Below are 15777 nucleotides of genomic sequence, written 5' to 3'. Positions count from 1 at the left end.
GGCGGTACAGCAGATCAGTACCGCAGATATGCAACTGCCGTTATCAGACACCGGTTCGGGTCGCCGATTGCACGGTCCTGCCTGGGTCAAGCTTGCATCGCATTGGCCGCACACCTCATACGTGCGCACTCACACGAACGGCGTGGCACGGGCCGCGTCACCTAGACCGCGTCATGCGAACGAGGTTACGCATGACGCCACCCGGACAGCGTCACACGAACGGCGTCACACGAACGGCAACGCGAAGGGCATCACCGCTGGCTGCCGACGACGCGCCGCTTCAATCAGCCGATCGACGATTTCACGCCGGCCCAACCCGGTTTGCGAGCGCAACGGGTCCACGCGTTTGATGGCGGATTTCACGGCCTTGTCCGACATCTTCTCCTGCGAAACCCGCAGTACGCGGGACATGGCGACCGCATCGATGTCGTAGGCCATGGTCACGTGATGCAGCACGGCCCCTGGCCCTTTCCCGATCGGCGGGAACCGTCGCTGGGCGGCCCCTGCGATCTTCCCCGCGCTTGACGAGATGTCGTTGATTGAGCTGAACGAGGCCTCGATGCCCAAATCGCGCAGGGCATCAATCAGCCATTGGTCGCACAGCCGATAGGATTCCTCGATGTCCATGCCGGCGACGAAATCACGCGGGGCATACAAGGAGTAGGTGATGGTGTTGCCCGGTTCGATGAACATGGCTCCCCCGCCCGTGCAACGACGAACGACGGTGAACCCGGACTGCTGCGCCTGGTCAAGGTTCACTTCGTCTTCGAGTGACTGGAATCTGCCGATGACGACTGCGGGTGCGGCCCACTCCCAAAAGCGCAAGGTAGGCGGCATCTTACCGGCGGCGACACGCTCAGCAAGGCGGATATCGATGTCCATTTGCTCCTGGGGCATGCGGGGAGTGTCGTGGATGACTTCCGGTCTCAGCGCCTGCCAGCGGGCTCGACGACGTCGTTCCGTCTTCCGCTCAGCTTGTTCAAGGGTGCGATGCGCTTGGCCGGATGTCGTCGCCGCGTGGCCGCGTGACGGTGCGGTATCGTGTATCGCTGTGGAGTGCAGTACCGCACCGCCGTTGCCGACCGCCCGATGGAATGCGATGAGGAACGCGTCGGCATCGGCACCAATCAACTGGACATGCGGATGGGCGGCAAATACTGCGTTGAGATCGTCCCCATGACGCAACGCATCCGCGAGCGCGCCCAACACGGCCTGTTGCTCGGATTCCTCGCCTTCCATGAAGAAATCGCCGTCAATGCTGCATGAGGTGATGAAGCCGGCGGGGTCACACGCCACCGTGACCCCGACAAGCTTGCCGCCTGGAGTTTTATATTCACCGCGCATAGGGCAGATCCTCAGTCCTGAAGCTCGTACCCCTTGCCATCCTTATGCCATTCGCTACCTGTAGACGACGTCAGGATGAGAATGCCCTCAATCAGCCCCCAGATACCTGCGATAACAGGACCAATGAGCACAATCCAGCCGATGAGCGTCAACAACAGCTGAGCCACCGCCTTGCCGGTGTTGCCGAGGTAGAAATTATGCACCCCGAGAGAGCCGAAGAGGATACCCAGCAGACCTGCTGCGATTTTTGATTTCTGGCCGACGTATCCATACCCGCCGTAGTTCGCCGGCGGATAGGGATAGCCTTGCGCAGCTTGATACGGCTGCTCGTACGACTGCTGATATTGCTGGCCGTAAGGCTGCTGCTGGTACTGGTAGCCCTCGCCCATCGCTACTCCGGCCGCCGGGTAAGCTGCCGACGCTGCAGGCTGCTCGTACTGCTGCTGCGGAGATGCGTACTGGTATCCCTCTTGATATTGGGTGGTTTGGGTGTTGCCTTGACCATAGGTGTATTCCTGCGATGCCGGCTGAGAATACTGTGCGTACCCGGGTTGATCCAGCTGGGACTGACCGTACTGATTGTACTGACCGTACTGATCAGGCGCGGGCTGCGGTTGCGCGGATGACTGCTGATTGTACTGCTGCTCGTACGACGGCTGCTGGTTATACGCAGGCTGCTCAAACTGCTGCGGCTGGGACTGGTCATACTGCGGCTGGGCGGACTGCTGCCCGTACTCCTGACCGTATTGGGGTTGCGGAGTTTCCGATTGCGGTTCCGGAGCAGCCTGCGCGGACTGCTCATACTCTGACTGCTGCGATGCAGCCGGCGCGTACTGGGACTGCTGCGGCGCTTCCTGACCTGTGATGTCGGAATTCTGGCTGTTCTGGTTATTTTCTTCCATACCGTCAGTATCGCATAACCCATGCCTTTGCTGATGCCGAAGCCACCGCCCATGGACATCCAGCGTCTGCAATGCGAAACCCACCGAAACCACACCCCCGTGGACGTTCAATCACAAGCAGGACCGCCAAACCCGGTGCACGTCACCTCACGCATGCCCCGACATATGTAACCCCGCCAGAACCGTTCCCTTTCCCTGACTGCAAGAACCATCTCACCCACCCACGCATGCCCCGACATACACAAGCCGCAAAATCCAGCGATGCCTCCCAACCACCAACGCTGTTTCAACAGGCCACGCATGCCCGGACATACGTATCGCGACAGAACCGCTCCCCTTCACACGACCGTACACGCCGTTCCACCCACCCACGCATGCCCGGGCATACGCAACCCGCCAGAACCACGCTGAATCCGCAGCCAACGACGGCAACCGACCCCACACGCATGCCCGGGCATACGCAACCTGACACATCAAGTACGATCCGCCGCCCCCGCGTCGTCAAGCACGCTCCTACGCATACCCGGCCATACACAACCCGTCAAACCCCGCAATGTCCCAGCCCGCAACCGCGTGCCGTCGCGTGCAAACCCCACACTCATCCACCCAACTCACCGAATCTTCACAGTGGATATGGGGGTGATTACGATACAGAAAATAAACCGCCCTGCATCCCCGTGCTGTTGTTGACTTCTTCCGTTGCACAGGATTGCAGGGCGGCGCTCACACGCTTGTGGCGTGAGAGGTATCAGATGCGCGCCAAGATGTCGCGTCCCACTTCTTCGGTGGTGCGCTTGGTCGACCCGAGTTCGGCGATATCCGCTTCGACCGCACGGTCGATTTTCGCGGCGGCTTCGTCGAATCCGAGATGGCGCAGGAGCATCGCGCTCGACAGCACGGCGGCCGTCGGGTTGGCGATCCCCTTGCCTGCGATATCCGGTGCCGACCCATGGATCGGTTCGAACATCGAGGGGTATTCGTTGGAAGCATTGATGTTGCCAGAGGCGGAGTATCCGACGCCGCCGACCACGGCACCCGCCTCATCGGTGAGAATATCGCCGAAGAGGTTGTCGGTGAGAATCACGTCGAAGCGCGAGGGGTTCGACACGAGGAAAATCGTGGTCGCGTCGATGTGCAGGTAGTCGTGCGTGACCTGCGGGAATTCCTCGCCGACCTTGTCGACGATCCGCTGCCACATGTCGCCCGCGTTGACGAGCACGTTCTTCTTGTGCACGAGCGTGACATGCTTCTTGCGCTTCATGGCGAGCTGGAAAGCGTAACGGACCACGCGCTCGACACCAAACGCCGTGTTGATGGACACCTCGGTGGCCACTTCGTTCGGCGTGCCGCGACGGACTGCGCCGCCGGCACCGCAGTACAGGCCTTCGGTTCCTTCGCGCACGACGACGAAGTCGATGTCGCCCGGATTGGCGAGCGGCGAGGTGACACCGCGGTACAGCTTGGACGGACGCAGGTTGATGTACTGGTCAAGCGAGAAACGCAGCTTGAGCAGCAGGCCGCGCTCGAGGATACCCGCCTTGATGCGCGGGTCGCCAACCGCACCGAGCAGAATCGCGTCGGTGCCCTTGATGCGTTCGAGATCCTCGTCCGGCAGAATCGCGCCGTCGCGCAGGTAGCGTTCCGCACCGAGATCAAAGTTTTCGTAAGTAAACGATGCCACGCCGTCAGCCGCTTTTTCAAGCGCGGCCTGGGCGACGGGGGTGACTTCTTTGCCGATGCCATCGCCCGGGATGACGGCAATCCGATATGTCTTGGTTGTGCTCATGTTCGCGACAATAGTCGGTTCACCCGCGGCCGAGACACGCGTATTCCGTCAGTTGGACACCAGTCCGAATGATGGAATTACGTCCGCATTTCGGCCAAATTCATGGGTTTTCGACATGATTGTCCACAAGCACGCTATCGGCTGGCGAGCGCCCCGGACACCGACACACGACCGACGCCTGGCCAAAGACACCCGGCTGAAGCACACGCCCAAATAATCCCTATCTCGTGATGCCCATAGTCGCCAGGCACCACGCGTTCTCGTACGAAATCTCGCGCCACTGACGGTACCTGCCGGACGTCCCGCCATGCCCCGCTTCGGTTTCGATCTTCTCAACGGCATCCACGCCAGCCGCCTGCAAGCGAGCCACCCATTTGAGCGGTTCGACGACAAGCACGCGCGTATCGTTCATTGACGTGGTCACGAAAATCTTCGGGAAGGCGCGCGCCCGCGAGTCTCCCGGTTCGGGAGCGTTTTCATACGGTGAATACGATTTCATGTACTCGTACACCGCGCGGTCGTGCAGCGGATCGCCCCACTCGTCCCATTCCGTCACCGTCAACGGCAGCGATGGATCAAGAATCGAAGTCAGCGCATCCACAAACGGCACATCCGCCTCGATGCCCGCGTAACATTCCGGAGCCATATTCGCAATCGCGCCCATGAGCAGGCCGCCCGCCGAGCCGCCTTCCGCAACCGTACGCGCCGGCGAGGCGAGTCCCATGCGTTGCAGGGCGCGCGTCGCATCGACGAAATCCTCGAAGGTGTGCTTCTTGTTGAGCCGACGACCCTGTTCATACCAAGCACGGCCCATTTCCCCGCCGCCACGAACGTGCACGCACGCGTACAGCACGCCGCGATCGAGCAGACTGAGCCGGGCAACCGAGAATCCGGGGTCAGAACTGACTTCATACGCCCCGTACCCGAGGATGAACATCGGAGATGACCCGTCGGCACGAATGCCATAGCATGCCGACTCGCCGGGTTGCGCAGACAGTTTGTCGCGACGCCACACCAGCGACACGGGGATTGATTCGCCGTCACGTGCGCGCACCCAGATGCGACGTTCGGCGTACCGGTGGGCATCGAAATCGCCAAGTACGCGGGCCCTTTTAAGCAGCGTGTCCGCGCCCGTGGCCGGATCGATCTCATGCAGTTCGCCGGGGCGGGTGTAGCTGCCGAAGGAGTAGCGCATGCGCGGGGCGTCATAGGACGGATTGCCGGCGGCCCCGATGGAGTACAGCCGCCCGTCGTTACCGCGGTCGTTGGTATCGTCGCTCACACCATCGTTCGTACTAGTACCATTATTGCCACCATCATCCGCGCCATCGTTCGTACCATCTGCGCAACTATCGCCGACACCCGCTTCCGCCAGCGGCGGCGGGACCAATTCGCGGAATCGCCAAGGACGCCCCGCAAGAAAGTCTTGGGCGGCATCGGTTTTCGCCATCACGGCGAGATGCGGCAGACTATCCGCGCGATACGACAGGGCAACGAAATACCGATGCAATGCGATTCCGTCGATGGACAACCCACGCACACCCTGCAAAATCGCCGGGTTGCGCGGATCATGATATGGCGTGCCGACCGGCATGTCGGACGCACCGGCGAGCGCCACATCCCCCTGTTCGCAGCCATACGGCGACCCGGCCGCCACGCACACCCCTTCGCCGAGCCGGAACGGCGGCTTATGAGATCGCATATCGATCACATCAATCTCAAAATTCGGATTCGTCGCGTTATGGTCCACAACGGCGACCGGAATGTCTTCGCCATGCTCGCCGGCGCCTTCGAAACACGCGAAACTCACGTCATACTCAATACCCTCACGGCGCGGGATGAACGAGGTGAACTCCCCCGTCGGATCGTTTGCGGGGAGCATGAGCACTTCGCTGGTGGTCTTGGACCCGGTGCAGATGACCACATGCCGTTCGTCGAAGCTCAGGCCGACACCCACCCAGAAGCGCTCGTCCTGCTCGCGGAACACTTCGACGTCGTCGTCAACCGGCGTGCCGACGCGATGTCGTAACACCGCGTACGGACGCCATGCGTCGTCAAGCACGGTGTAGAACACCCATGCGCCGTCGGCCGTGAAGCACGCCCCCGCAATGCCTTTGAGCACCTCAGGCAATTCACTGCCGTCATTCAAGTCGCGAATCCGGAAGTCGTAGCGTTCGTCGCCCGCAGTATCGACGCCGTAAAGCAGCCAGCGGCCGTCATGACTCACGTCCATGCCGCCGATGCGGAAGAAATCATGGCCCTGTGATTCTTTGTTCGCGTCGAAATACACCTGTTCCCCGGGCATGGAACCTGGTTCGGCCTCGCGGTCGATATGTGGCGGATCCCAATCATCCTCACCACGCACGGGAATGCGGCAGGATGCGGCGTATTGGCTGCCTTCCCGGGTCCGGGAAAAATACCAGTAGTCGTTCACTCGCGTAGGTACTGACATGTCGGTTTCCTGAACATGCGAGGTGAATTCCTTGAACAGGGTTTCGCGCAGATGGTGCAACGGAGCCATCCGGCGGTCGCAGTAGGCGTTTTGCGCGGCGACGTAAGCGGCGAGTTCCGGAGAATCCTTGTCGCGCATCCACTCATACGGATCGTCGAACACATCCCCGTGCTCAATCCGCCGGTGGGGCTCCTGCTTGGCGTACGGCGGGTTGTCGCCGGAGCCCAAGCCTGATGAACCAGACAAGCCTGAACCAGATTGCGAGCCCTTGCCGCAAAGCCCTTGCGGACGGTCGTCATTGCGCTGTTCGTCACTCATAGGCACCATCGTAAAACAAGCCCGGGGACGGTCCGATGACGGCGAGTTCACGCATGTCGCCCGCCGTTCTCCGTTGAGTCACCCCGCCTCTCGAAGTTGCATGCGTCGCGCGTCGAGCATCGCTTCGAACGAGACCTCAAGCGAACTGCCGCAGGTACGGCAGCATTGTCTTCATGAGATTGGCGCCAGTCGTACCCGTGAACACCGGCACGTCCGTGACCGGCGAAGGCTGCGACTGCGTCATGCCACGAACCGGGCCGAGCGGCGAGGATTCCCGCGGGCTCAACTGCCGAATACCAATGGCGAGGACACGCCCCGGATACCGTTTCGCGATGGTTGCATACGTGGTCGGATCCTTCTGCCCGTCATCGCCGATCAGAATGAACTTCATGTCCGGAAAATCGCCCATCAGCTGCTCGGCATACTCCAGCTTGTGCTGCACACCCGAAGGGATGAAGGTCTTCGGCCTGGGATCGAGGTCCCGCAACAGCAGAGGGCCGGCCGGGAAACCGTAATTCTCGATGAAATGGCGGATTGAGCTTTCCACATTCCACGGCGAGGTAGACAAGTAGAAGAACGGCGCGTCCGGGAAAATATCCGCGATCCGGTTGAACAGCACCGCCATACCTGGGACGGATGCGCGCTTCTGCGGATTGAGCAGCAGCAGATTGTATGCCGCCTTCCACAAGGTGGGCGCCTGCGTAATCATGATGGTGTCATCCACATCAGATATCACACCGACACGCGTGCCCGGCGCGATAGTGAACAGATTGGAATTGACCGCGTGACGACCCTCGACCTGATAGGACACGTGATGGATTCCGGGTTCAAGCGCCCGGTCGGCGACCAGATCCAGATATCCCGCGGAATCAGAGACCGCATAGTCGATGCTGCGCTCGCGGAATCTGTCGACCCGATCGTAGACTTCACTTGTGCCGACCTGTACGGTTTCCACCGGAACACCGTCGATGGACAGCTTCACTTTGACTTTGGGCGCGGGAACCGCCAGCATGCCGCGCCATCCGCGCATCAGCGCGCCTGGTTTGCGGCGGAGCGGCTCGTACACGGTCCGGCAGATCAACCGCGAGAAATTGCTGGTGCCGTACCCAACATACGGCTCGACCTGTTGCCGCCAATTCAGATTGGTCACGATTGTCGTGGAAATCTTCGCCCACAGGCTGAACACGCCGGTAACGATGCGGCGGAAAATCCTCACAGGAAGAGGCTTGACGTCGATTTGCTCATGTTTGGAGGCGGCATCGAAGGTAGTGACGACATGACGCGCCGGAATCGGCACAGTCGCCATGTCATCCTCATTCCGTTTGTGAGGGAATTGTGTAATGCTGCTCATGCCCCCATCATACGGTGGGGTGTTGAAGAAGGGATGACGAGGGAACGTGAGTTCCGGAAGAATTCAGGTCCGGCTCAGGGACATCCCGGATGGACATATCCGATGCAGACGGCCCTCTCTGGACAATCTTCTGCTTCTGCCGACGCTGACGGGTGCCACAGCGCCGGCAGAAGCTTCCGGGGGCGACTTACAGCCGGCGAAGCATCGCCGCATACTGCTCGGCGGACAGCAGATCCGGCTCGTCGTCATCGAGTGCGATCTTAAGAATCCAGCCCTCGCCGTACGGGTCGCCGTTGATGATGCTCGGATCGTCCGCGGCCTCACGGTTCACGTACCGCACCGTGCCGGCGACCGGGCTGACCAGGGGTTCGACGGCCTTCGACGATTCCAACTCGACAATCTCGTCGCCCGCCTCGACGCGAGTACCTACCTCCGGCAGATCGACGAAAACCAAGTCGCCCAACTGGTTGGCCGCGTATTCGGTGATGCCGACCACCGCGGGATCCACACTGGCGTCAACCCACACATGCTCGTCGGAGTATTCCAGATGATCCGGGACTTCGAGATTCGGGCGATCATCTTCCTGTTCGTTATTGCTCATGGCTTCAGCGTACCGCATAAAGTCAACCGCCGCGCAAAGATCGCGATACCACAGCCGCAACCTACCTGGTCAGTACCCCACAACAGTCGCATATCACAAACTGTCTACGCAAACCCGGCTCCCAGCGTAACCAGTTTGAGGAGTTATACAAACTGTCTATGCAAACCGGGCACTCAACGTAACCAGTTTGTGAGGGGAGAACAGCTGTGGGCCGGCCTGCGGCTCAGCGCACCGGGGCAGTCGGTTGGGCACCGACCACCTGAACGAGCGTGCCATCCGGGCAGTTGTCGTAAATCCACTTGGCGTCAGCTTCGTTCATGTTGACGCAACCGTGCGAACCATGACCGGTCGGGTCTCCAGAGGCGATGCCAGCCGCGTTCCAACCCGCCGTATGGAAGCCTTGCCCGCCATTGAAGTAGCTGACCCATTTGACACCTTTGCTCAGGTATTGTGAACCGTCATCATTGGTGCCGCGCATGTCCTGCACCTGGTATTTCAGGTAGATGAAATAATTGCCGGGTGTAGTCTCGTGCTTTCCGGTCTTGCCGGTGCACACGTTGAAGGTCTGGACAACCTGGTCGTTGTTGTATACGGTTGCGGTCTGCTTCGAACGGTCGACCACGATCTTCCACGTAACTTTCTGCTGTTCAGTGTCAAACTTCGTGACATCGCTGGCAACTGTCAGCGTCGCTGAACGATTCGCACTCAACGCGCTGTACACCTGATCGGCGACCGTAGCGGTGTCTTTGATCGCCACACCGTTCACGCCCTTGGTTCTCGTCATGATGACGTTGCCGGACGTATCCACCAGATCGACCTGATTGGTCTTCGTCTGGTTGAGGTGGTTGCCCAACTCGCCATTCATGTAGTCACTGATGGCCTGCTTGTTATAGGACACCGCGATGGTGCCCTTCGCCGGGTCAGCTGTCGTAACGGTCCACGAAGCGATGGTTGCCGCCGGAATCTTGTATGTCGTAGCATCGCCGTTGTTGATGGTGATGCTCAGCCCAAGGCCGGCGTTCGCCTGATCGGCGGCGGTGGTCGCAGCCGCCTCGCTGATCGGCATGTCGGTCTGCGTGTAGGTGATGCTCGCGGTCCGCGTGGTTCCCGGCGTGTCTAGCGCCTGATCTATCGTCTTGACCACGTTGTCCGTCACAGGCGCCTGCCCGCCTCGTCCCACGGTCACTGTGAATTTCTGCGACGTCTGATCATAGGCAATGGTGGATGCGATGGCCTGGCTGTCGTTCGGAATGAGCTTGCCAGTCAGGTATTGGCTGAGCGCAAGCTTGTCGGTGGTTGCGGCGAGCTTGACATTCTGCTTGCTGAACGGATTGATGCGCACGAACGGATTGCCGTCTTTCGCGGCGATCAGCGCGGATACCGTTTGCTTCTGGTTGACATTGACGCCGAGATCCTTGAGGCTTGCGGTGATGGTATTGCCTTGCGAGTCGGTGACAGTGATCTTCGTGTTCTCCACCGCGGATTTGACCGTGGCAGCCAGCTGCTCACTGTTCTGCCCTGCCACCGATGCACCGGCAAACATGACTCCCGGCGCGGCTTTGTCCTGATAGTACCAACGTGCCGTAAAGAAGGCGGCAACCGCCGCGGCGGCAAGCACTGCGAACACAATCAGCAGGATTCTCAGCCACAGACGCTTATGCGGCGGGCGTAACGCGGTGGCCATCTCATCGTCTGCATTGCCGTTTCCGGCGTCGGAGATGGCATACAGAGGGATCTCCATACCCGAGAGCGTGTCATCGTTCACATCGGCAGCATCGGCAGCCAGATTGGTTTTCCAGATGTCCCCTGGGGCATCAGGCTGCACCGGCATGCGCGTATTTCGCGGCATGTCGGGGCCCCCAACTCCGTATCGTGGCACGGAACCGTCAAAAGTGTTCGTCACATTGATGCCTTTCCTATCCATTCCTGCCTGACTTTAGCCGCATCACATGACCAGTTCAGGGCACACACGCTTCGGAAACGATGTCACGTGTCGAACATCACATCCGGCACGCCGACAGCGTTGCGGCACGACCTGTGCATGACAACCTATGCGACTCAACCCACAACCTGTGTGCCGCAACCGTGCTCAGGCGCATACCCGCACTCGAGCAGATAGCCACAGGTATCCAGCAGCGCAGCGACCCCAGTTCACAGCTCGTGCCCGAGCCACTCCTCGATCATGTAGCGCGCGATGGCGGCTTTGACCGGAGGCGTGACTTCGCCGGATGCGAGCGCCTGCTCATATTCGTCGCGGGTGAACCAGCGTGCGTCCCCGGTTTCCTCGCCGTCCACGCGGATATCCGTGCTCAGTGCCCGCGCCTTGAACGCAACCATCAGGGATGCCGGGAACGGCCACGGCTGGGAACCGAGATATTTCACCTCGCCCAGTTCGATGCCGGTCTCCTCGCGGGTTTCCCTACGGCAGGCGTGCTCAAGGTTCTCCCCGGCTTCCACGAATCCGGCGGATACTGAGTACATGGTCTTGGTCTGCCACGCGCGATTATGTTGCAGCAGCAAGCGGTCCTGCGAATCCACGACGGAGACGATGACGGCAGGCTCGATGCGAGGGAACAGCAGTCTGTTGCCGTCCGCCGCGTTCGTGCAGCGCTGTGCCCAACCACCCAGTGCTGGTTTGACCTCGGCCCCGCACGTCGGGCAGTGCCGTTGCCGCATATGCCACACGCTCAACGAGGCTGCTGTGGTGGCCTGTCCTGCCTCACGTGCGGAGGCATGCGGCGCGAATCCTCGCAGATCGACCCAATCGAAGCGTTTCGCCGCCTGTTCGAGCGCCGACGGAACTGCGCGCGGCTTGCGTGAAGCGGCATCCCCGGCCGTAGCGCCGAATGCGTCGTCGGCACCCTCGTATGCGGAATCCGGCACACGGTCGTCGAGGTTGTTGTCATGAAGCCCCGGCAAGCGCGTCACGTCTACAGCCACAACCTGTTCCGCGCGAGCACCGCCGTAGGAGCCAAGGAATATCGGGACGGCCTGCGGGTGCGAGGCGAGTTCCGGAAGCACATAGGCTCCGGGGAGCGTTGCCAAACGCAACTTGACATTGTCATAATCGACCAAGTCGCCTTGCCCCTTGGGTACGGCGACTTTGCCGCCATCGACGAGCATGACCGTGCACACCGGCGATGACAGTACTGACGAGAACAGGTCCGGGTCGTTCCTGCGATCGACCTGATAATCGATATCCCCTTGTGCCAGAGGAAGAAACGGCAGAGCTTGCGTGAGCGCAAGCGGTGAAAACATGCTCATTGTTGGTCGTCCTCGATTCGTTCATTGTGGCCGTGACATCCATTACGACCGATACTTCCAATAATCCCCGTCATGATCGTTTTCTCATTTTCGCGATATCCCATATTCCTGCGATATCCCAGAGCGATGTCAGGGACGCTCGGAGCACTCAAGCCGCTGAACACGCGACATCAGATCGACTAACGCCTCGGCGACGACATCAGGATGTTCGACAGCGCTGAAATGTCCGCAATCAGGAATCTGTGTGAACGAGACCTCCGTGCCGGTCATCGCCGCGGCGAGCGCCCGCATCTGCTCCGGCGGGCTGGACGGATCGCATTCCCCACTGACGACGGCAGCCGGAGCATGTACCGCGGCGAGCAGGTCGCCCAAATCCGGCCGTCCTGCCGCCATGCGCTGCCGCCAAGCGATGCCTTCCGGACTTTGGGCCTGAATCCAGGCGGTCATCTGCTTGATGAAGGCGTCGGAACGTTTGATGCTCGAATCGCCGTCCTGGGGCTGGGCGAAATGCATGACCGGCTCAATTGTGTGCTCATGCTCGCACTCGTCGGCGATACGAAGCCTGTTCGCGCGTGCGGTATCGTCGTCCGCGGATGCTTTGGTATCACACATGGCGAGCCCCGCAATCAGGTCTGGGTGGCGTCGTTGCATGTCCATGACCACATATCCGCCCATGGACAGGCCGACCCATACGGCCTTACGGTATCCCGCACGCCGCAACAGGGACGCGTAGGCATCGGTCATCAGGTCGAGTGCGTCCGTGTATGCGCCGTCTGCGGCGATGCGGCCGCTGTCTGCGACGGCGGGAATCGGACCGTCCCCTGCCCCCGGCATGTCAGGCGCCCACAGGGCGAAGGTGTCCAGCCCTTGCGCGTTCGCACGCTTGATGATCTGGCCCGCGCAAGCGTCCCACATATGGTGGTCGACCGGGAAGGCATGCACCAGAATCATCGGCGTCGCCGTGCCGTCGCGATACACCGTGTTGTTGAGCGCGAATGGATGATGATGTTCGACAACGGTAGCCGACACACCGGGAGTAGCGACGGTTTGTGCGGGTTCGAGTGTTTCGGGTTCCGGTGCTGCGCCAGTTGCCGTAGTTGCGCCAGTTGCCGTAGTTGCGCCGCTTGCGTCGGTCACGCCAATTTCCGTGATTGCCCCAGCTTTCCCGCAAATATCGCGATATCCAGCATTATGTTGCTCTGTCATTGTTGTCTTTCATCCTTCCTTCATCCTGACCTGTGTTGACTGAAATGTGGCTGGTATGTGACCAGTAGGTGGCTGACATCCGACTGCGTGTCCCACACCAGCGAATCACCCCGCATCACATCAAACTGCGTTCAACGATGGTCCCAAGTATCCGCGAAATCGACCGTCCGACCGTTCCGATTCTTGTTTTCCGTGAGCTTGATTTCATGGATTTCATGCGATCCGTACGCGCCTGACGTTGTCATAACGCAGCCGGATCAACGGTTCCGGTGTTGTTGTCGCCGCATTCGTCCCCATTCCTCAACTCTCGTCTCGACTGCTTGACGTCGGTCCGCGGCCCACACAAATCAAGCTCCGGCCCAGGCGAGGGCACGACGGACGATTTCGCCATACCCGTTGGCCATCTGGTCGATGCACTCGGTCAGCTGCTCGCCTTGTGCATCACACCATTCCACGTCGAGCGTCTCATCCTGTGGCTTGCAATCGCCCGGAATCGGCACCACATAGCACAGGGCGATTGCGTGCTGGCGAGGGTCATAAAACGGCGAAATACCAGGGGTTGGGAAGAATTCGGCCACGGTGAACGGCTGCAGGCTCTGTGGCAGGGTCGGCAGCGCGATATCGCCGAGATCCTTGGAGATATTGCGGGCGATGGCCTCACGCACAGATTCGTGATACAGCACTCGTCCAGCAATCAACGTGCGTTCAACCGACCCGTCCTCGCTGACGCACAGGAGGGAGCCGACCTTGCTGATTCGGCCGAAATCATCGACGCGCACCGGCACAACGACAACGTACGGCATCGGGGTTTCACGGCGGATCCGGGTGATTTCGCCCGAGTCAAGCCATCCCGGAGGGTTGCCGTGGCCTGATCCGCGGATGAAATCCTCCGGCGTGATATGGTCGAACTCGCCTCTGCGGCGATTCGCATCGTAGTCGCCCTCGTCGGGCACCTCGTCATTCAGCACTGGCATGGTTCCATTATTGCCCAACCCCAAGAATCCTGGCGGCGTGTTCGCCAGCAGGTGCGGACCACGGAGTCGCAAGCAGGTGACAACGGAATCCTCACGATGCCGTGACTGCCGTTGATTGTGCAAGCACGCGGTCGCCACCACCATGCGAGCGAATCCTCACACACTGACTTCCCAAGCCATCCAGAACCCCAATCCCGACCGCCTCAACCGCCACCATGCGAGCGAATCCTCACACAACGCCACCCGACCCCATCACGTCAACGGCCTAGAACCGTCCCAACCGCCACTCTGCGAGCCAATCCTCGCACAACGCCGGTCAAGACCAACAATCCAGCCAAACGCAACCACCCAACCGGTCACCATGCGAGCTAATCCTCACACAACGACCACCCGGCACCACCAAACCAACCAAACCACCCCGCCAAACCGCCATCGTGCGAGCCAATCCTCACACAGTGACCCTCCAAGCCACCCAGAAGCCCAATCTCGACCACCTCACCCGCCATCGTGCGAGCGAATCCTCACACAACGCCGGTCAAAACCAACAACCCAGCCGACCCCGGCCACTCAAACCGCCATCGTGCGAGCGAATCCTCACACAACGCCGCATCCGCCCGTTCACGGTGCGCAACCGCGTGCCAGCATCCGGACCATCTGCGGTTCAGCTATCGGCAGTTCGGCTATCGGCGGACAGCGCTAGACTTTCACGCACGGTGTGGGATGCTGGGAACCACGCAAAACCCGACACCGCGACAGTCCGAGTCCCGCGACAGTCGCCCCGGTAAACAGAAAATCCGGAAAGACAGTGAAGACCGGAAATCCGGAAAGTAAGGAGCCCAACATGGCAACCACCGCCGTCACTACGCAGACGTTTGAGAAGACCATCACCGACAACGACTTGGTATTCGTTGACTTCTGGGCCACTTGGTGTGGCCCGTGCAAGGCGTTCGGTCCGGTGTTCGAAAAGGCAAGCGAAGAGCATCCCGACATCACCTTCGCGAAGGTCGACATCGATCAGAATCAGGAACTTGCCGCCGCGGCCCAAATCCAGGCCGTGCCCACGCTGATGGTTGTCAAGGGCGGCAAGATCATTTTCAAGCAGGCAGGCGCTTTGCGCGGCTCCGATTTGGAAAACCTCATCGGACAGGCCAAGGCCTATCAGAGCGGCGATCAGGCCTGACCTGATTCGTTGCGCAATAATCTTTCCAACAAAGACAAATCAAGCATCAACAGGACCGCACAGCCGACACGCCGTGCGGTCCTGATGTTTTTCGCCGGACGGTTTGCGCACAAGTCCAGGCACACAAGCCACTGTCACCACAACCGCCCATCCGCCGGCATCCAACCAACTACGCAAACGCAACACAACTGCAACACCGATCCATCAACATGGCCCATTAACTTTACGGATTCCGCAGATTACTCAGCGAGCGAACACGCACGGCGCGCCACGTTTCCGCACGGGAACACACCCGGCGCACGCGGGCTGCCGGACACCTACTGACATTCCGAACGCCAGTAGGTGTCGACTATACGCAAGGTCAGAATTCCGGGCCGCACGCGCCCGACCGCAATCGGC

General features: G+C 60.4%; 11 protein-coding genes. 1 reads left to right on the top strand and 10 read right to left on the bottom strand.

All coding sequences use genetic code 11. From position 1 onward, the window contains the following. Positions 1 to 225: 225 nt before the first annotated feature. The 10 genes from CQR48_RS02265 to CQR48_RS02220 all read right to left on the bottom strand — a co-directional run bounded on the left by CQR48_RS02265 (position 226) and on the right by CQR48_RS02220 (position 14198). Positions 226 to 1344 (bottom strand): lipoate--protein ligase family protein, encoded by a 1119-nt coding sequence (locus CQR48_RS02265; protein ID WP_101451863.1) that lies wholly within the window; start codon positions 1342 to 1344, stop codon positions 226 to 228. Positions 1345 to 1355: 11 nt separating this feature from the next. After that, the gene (locus CQR48_RS02260; RefSeq protein WP_101451862.1) at positions 1356 to 2246 is read right to left on the bottom strand and encodes a TM2 domain-containing protein; all 891 of its coding nucleotides are present in this window, start codon (positions 2244 to 2246) and stop codon (positions 1356 to 1358) included. A gap of 748 nt (positions 2247 to 2994) precedes the next feature. After that, entirely contained in the window at positions 2995 to 4032 is a 1038-nt protein-coding gene (locus CQR48_RS02255; RefSeq protein WP_015449955.1) for a 3-isopropylmalate dehydrogenase, read from the bottom strand. Positions 4033 to 4252: 220 nt separating this feature from the next. Beyond that, the gene (locus CQR48_RS02250) at positions 4253 to 6802 is read right to left on the bottom strand and encodes a S9 family peptidase (protein ID WP_101451861.1); all 2550 of its coding nucleotides are present in this window, start codon (positions 6800 to 6802) and stop codon (positions 4253 to 4255) included. A 136-nt stretch (positions 6803 to 6938) separates the two neighbouring features. Beyond that, entirely contained in the window at positions 6939 to 8153 is a 1215-nt protein-coding gene (locus tag CQR48_RS02245; RefSeq protein ID WP_033493907.1) for an App1 family protein phosphatidate phosphatase, read from the bottom strand. A 187-nt stretch (positions 8154 to 8340) separates the two neighbouring features. Then, positions 8341 to 8754 carry a glycine cleavage system protein GcvH gene (gene gcvH / locus CQR48_RS02240; protein WP_033493926.1) on the bottom strand — a complete coding sequence of 138 codons (414 nt, stop codon included), beginning with the start codon at positions 8752 to 8754 and terminating at the stop codon, positions 8341 to 8343. 223 nt (positions 8755 to 8977) lie between these two features. Further along, positions 8978 to 10657 (bottom strand): L,D-transpeptidase, encoded by a 1680-nt coding sequence (locus CQR48_RS02235; RefSeq protein ID WP_244898898.1) that lies wholly within the window; start codon positions 10655 to 10657, stop codon positions 8978 to 8980. Between the two features lie 248 nt (positions 10658 to 10905). Next, entirely contained in the window at positions 10906 to 12018 is a 1113-nt protein-coding gene (gene nudC, locus CQR48_RS02230) for an NAD(+) diphosphatase (protein WP_015449950.1), read from the bottom strand. Positions 12019 to 12147: 129 nt separating this feature from the next. Continuing rightward, on the bottom strand, positions 12148 to 12969 hold the full coding sequence (locus tag CQR48_RS02225) for an alpha/beta fold hydrolase (protein ID WP_180335102.1): 822 nt from the start codon (positions 12967 to 12969) through the stop codon (positions 12148 to 12150). A gap of 602 nt (positions 12970 to 13571) precedes the next feature. Then, positions 13572 to 14198, bottom strand: coding sequence for a DUF4916 domain-containing protein (locus tag CQR48_RS02220; RefSeq protein WP_015449947.1), 627 nt, complete (start codon positions 14196 to 14198; stop codon positions 13572 to 13574). An 841-nt stretch (positions 14199 to 15039) separates the two neighbouring features. Between CQR48_RS02220 and trxA the strand changes: the two genes are divergently transcribed. After that, positions 15040 to 15378 (top strand): thioredoxin, encoded by a 339-nt coding sequence (gene trxA, locus CQR48_RS02215; RefSeq protein ID WP_015449946.1) that lies wholly within the window; start codon positions 15040 to 15042, stop codon positions 15376 to 15378. Positions 15379 to 15777: the final 399 nt, after the last annotated feature.

Origin of the sequence: Bifidobacterium thermophilum, assembly GCF_002846655.1 — a bacterium.
In the GTDB taxonomy this organism is placed as follows: domain Bacteria; phylum Actinomycetota; class Actinomycetes; order Actinomycetales; family Bifidobacteriaceae; genus Bifidobacterium; species Bifidobacterium thermophilum.
The sequence above is the reverse complement of the archived record's forward strand: the minus strand, read 5'-3'. Positions and strand labels throughout refer to the sequence as shown.

Coding starts and splice junctions, on each gene's coding strand:
- CQR48_RS02265 (WP_101451863.1), bottom strand. CDS start 1,344: ATGCGCGGTGAATATAAAACTCCAGGCGGCAAGCTTGTCGGGGTCACG.
- CQR48_RS02260 (WP_101451862.1), bottom strand. CDS start 2,246: ATGGAAGAAAATAACCAGAACAGCCAGAATTCCGACATCACAGGTCAG.
- CQR48_RS02255 (WP_015449955.1), bottom strand. CDS start 4,032: ATGAGCACAACCAAGACATATCGGATTGCCGTCATCCCGGGCGATGGC.
- CQR48_RS02250 (WP_101451861.1), bottom strand. CDS start 6,802: ATGAGTGACGAACAGCGCAATGACGACCGTCCGCAAGGGCTTTGCGGC.
- CQR48_RS02245 (WP_033493907.1), bottom strand. CDS start 8,153: ATGAGCAGCATTACACAATTCCCTCACAAACGGAATGAGGATGACATG.
- gcvH (WP_033493926.1), bottom strand. CDS start 8,754: ATGAGCAATAACGAACAGGAAGATGATCGCCCGAATCTCGAAGTCCCG.
- nudC (WP_015449950.1), bottom strand. CDS start 12,018: ATGAGCATGTTTTCACCGCTTGCGCTCACGCAAGCTCTGCCGTTTCTT.
- CQR48_RS02225 (WP_180335102.1), bottom strand. CDS start 12,969: ATGATTCTGGTGCATGCCTTCCCGGTCGACCACCATATGTGGGACGCT.
- CQR48_RS02220 (WP_015449947.1), bottom strand. CDS start 14,198: ATGCCAGTGCTGAATGACGAGGTGCCCGACGAGGGCGACTACGATGCG.
- trxA (WP_015449946.1), top strand. CDS start 15,040: ATGGCAACCACCGCCGTCACTACGCAGACGTTTGAGAAGACCATCACC.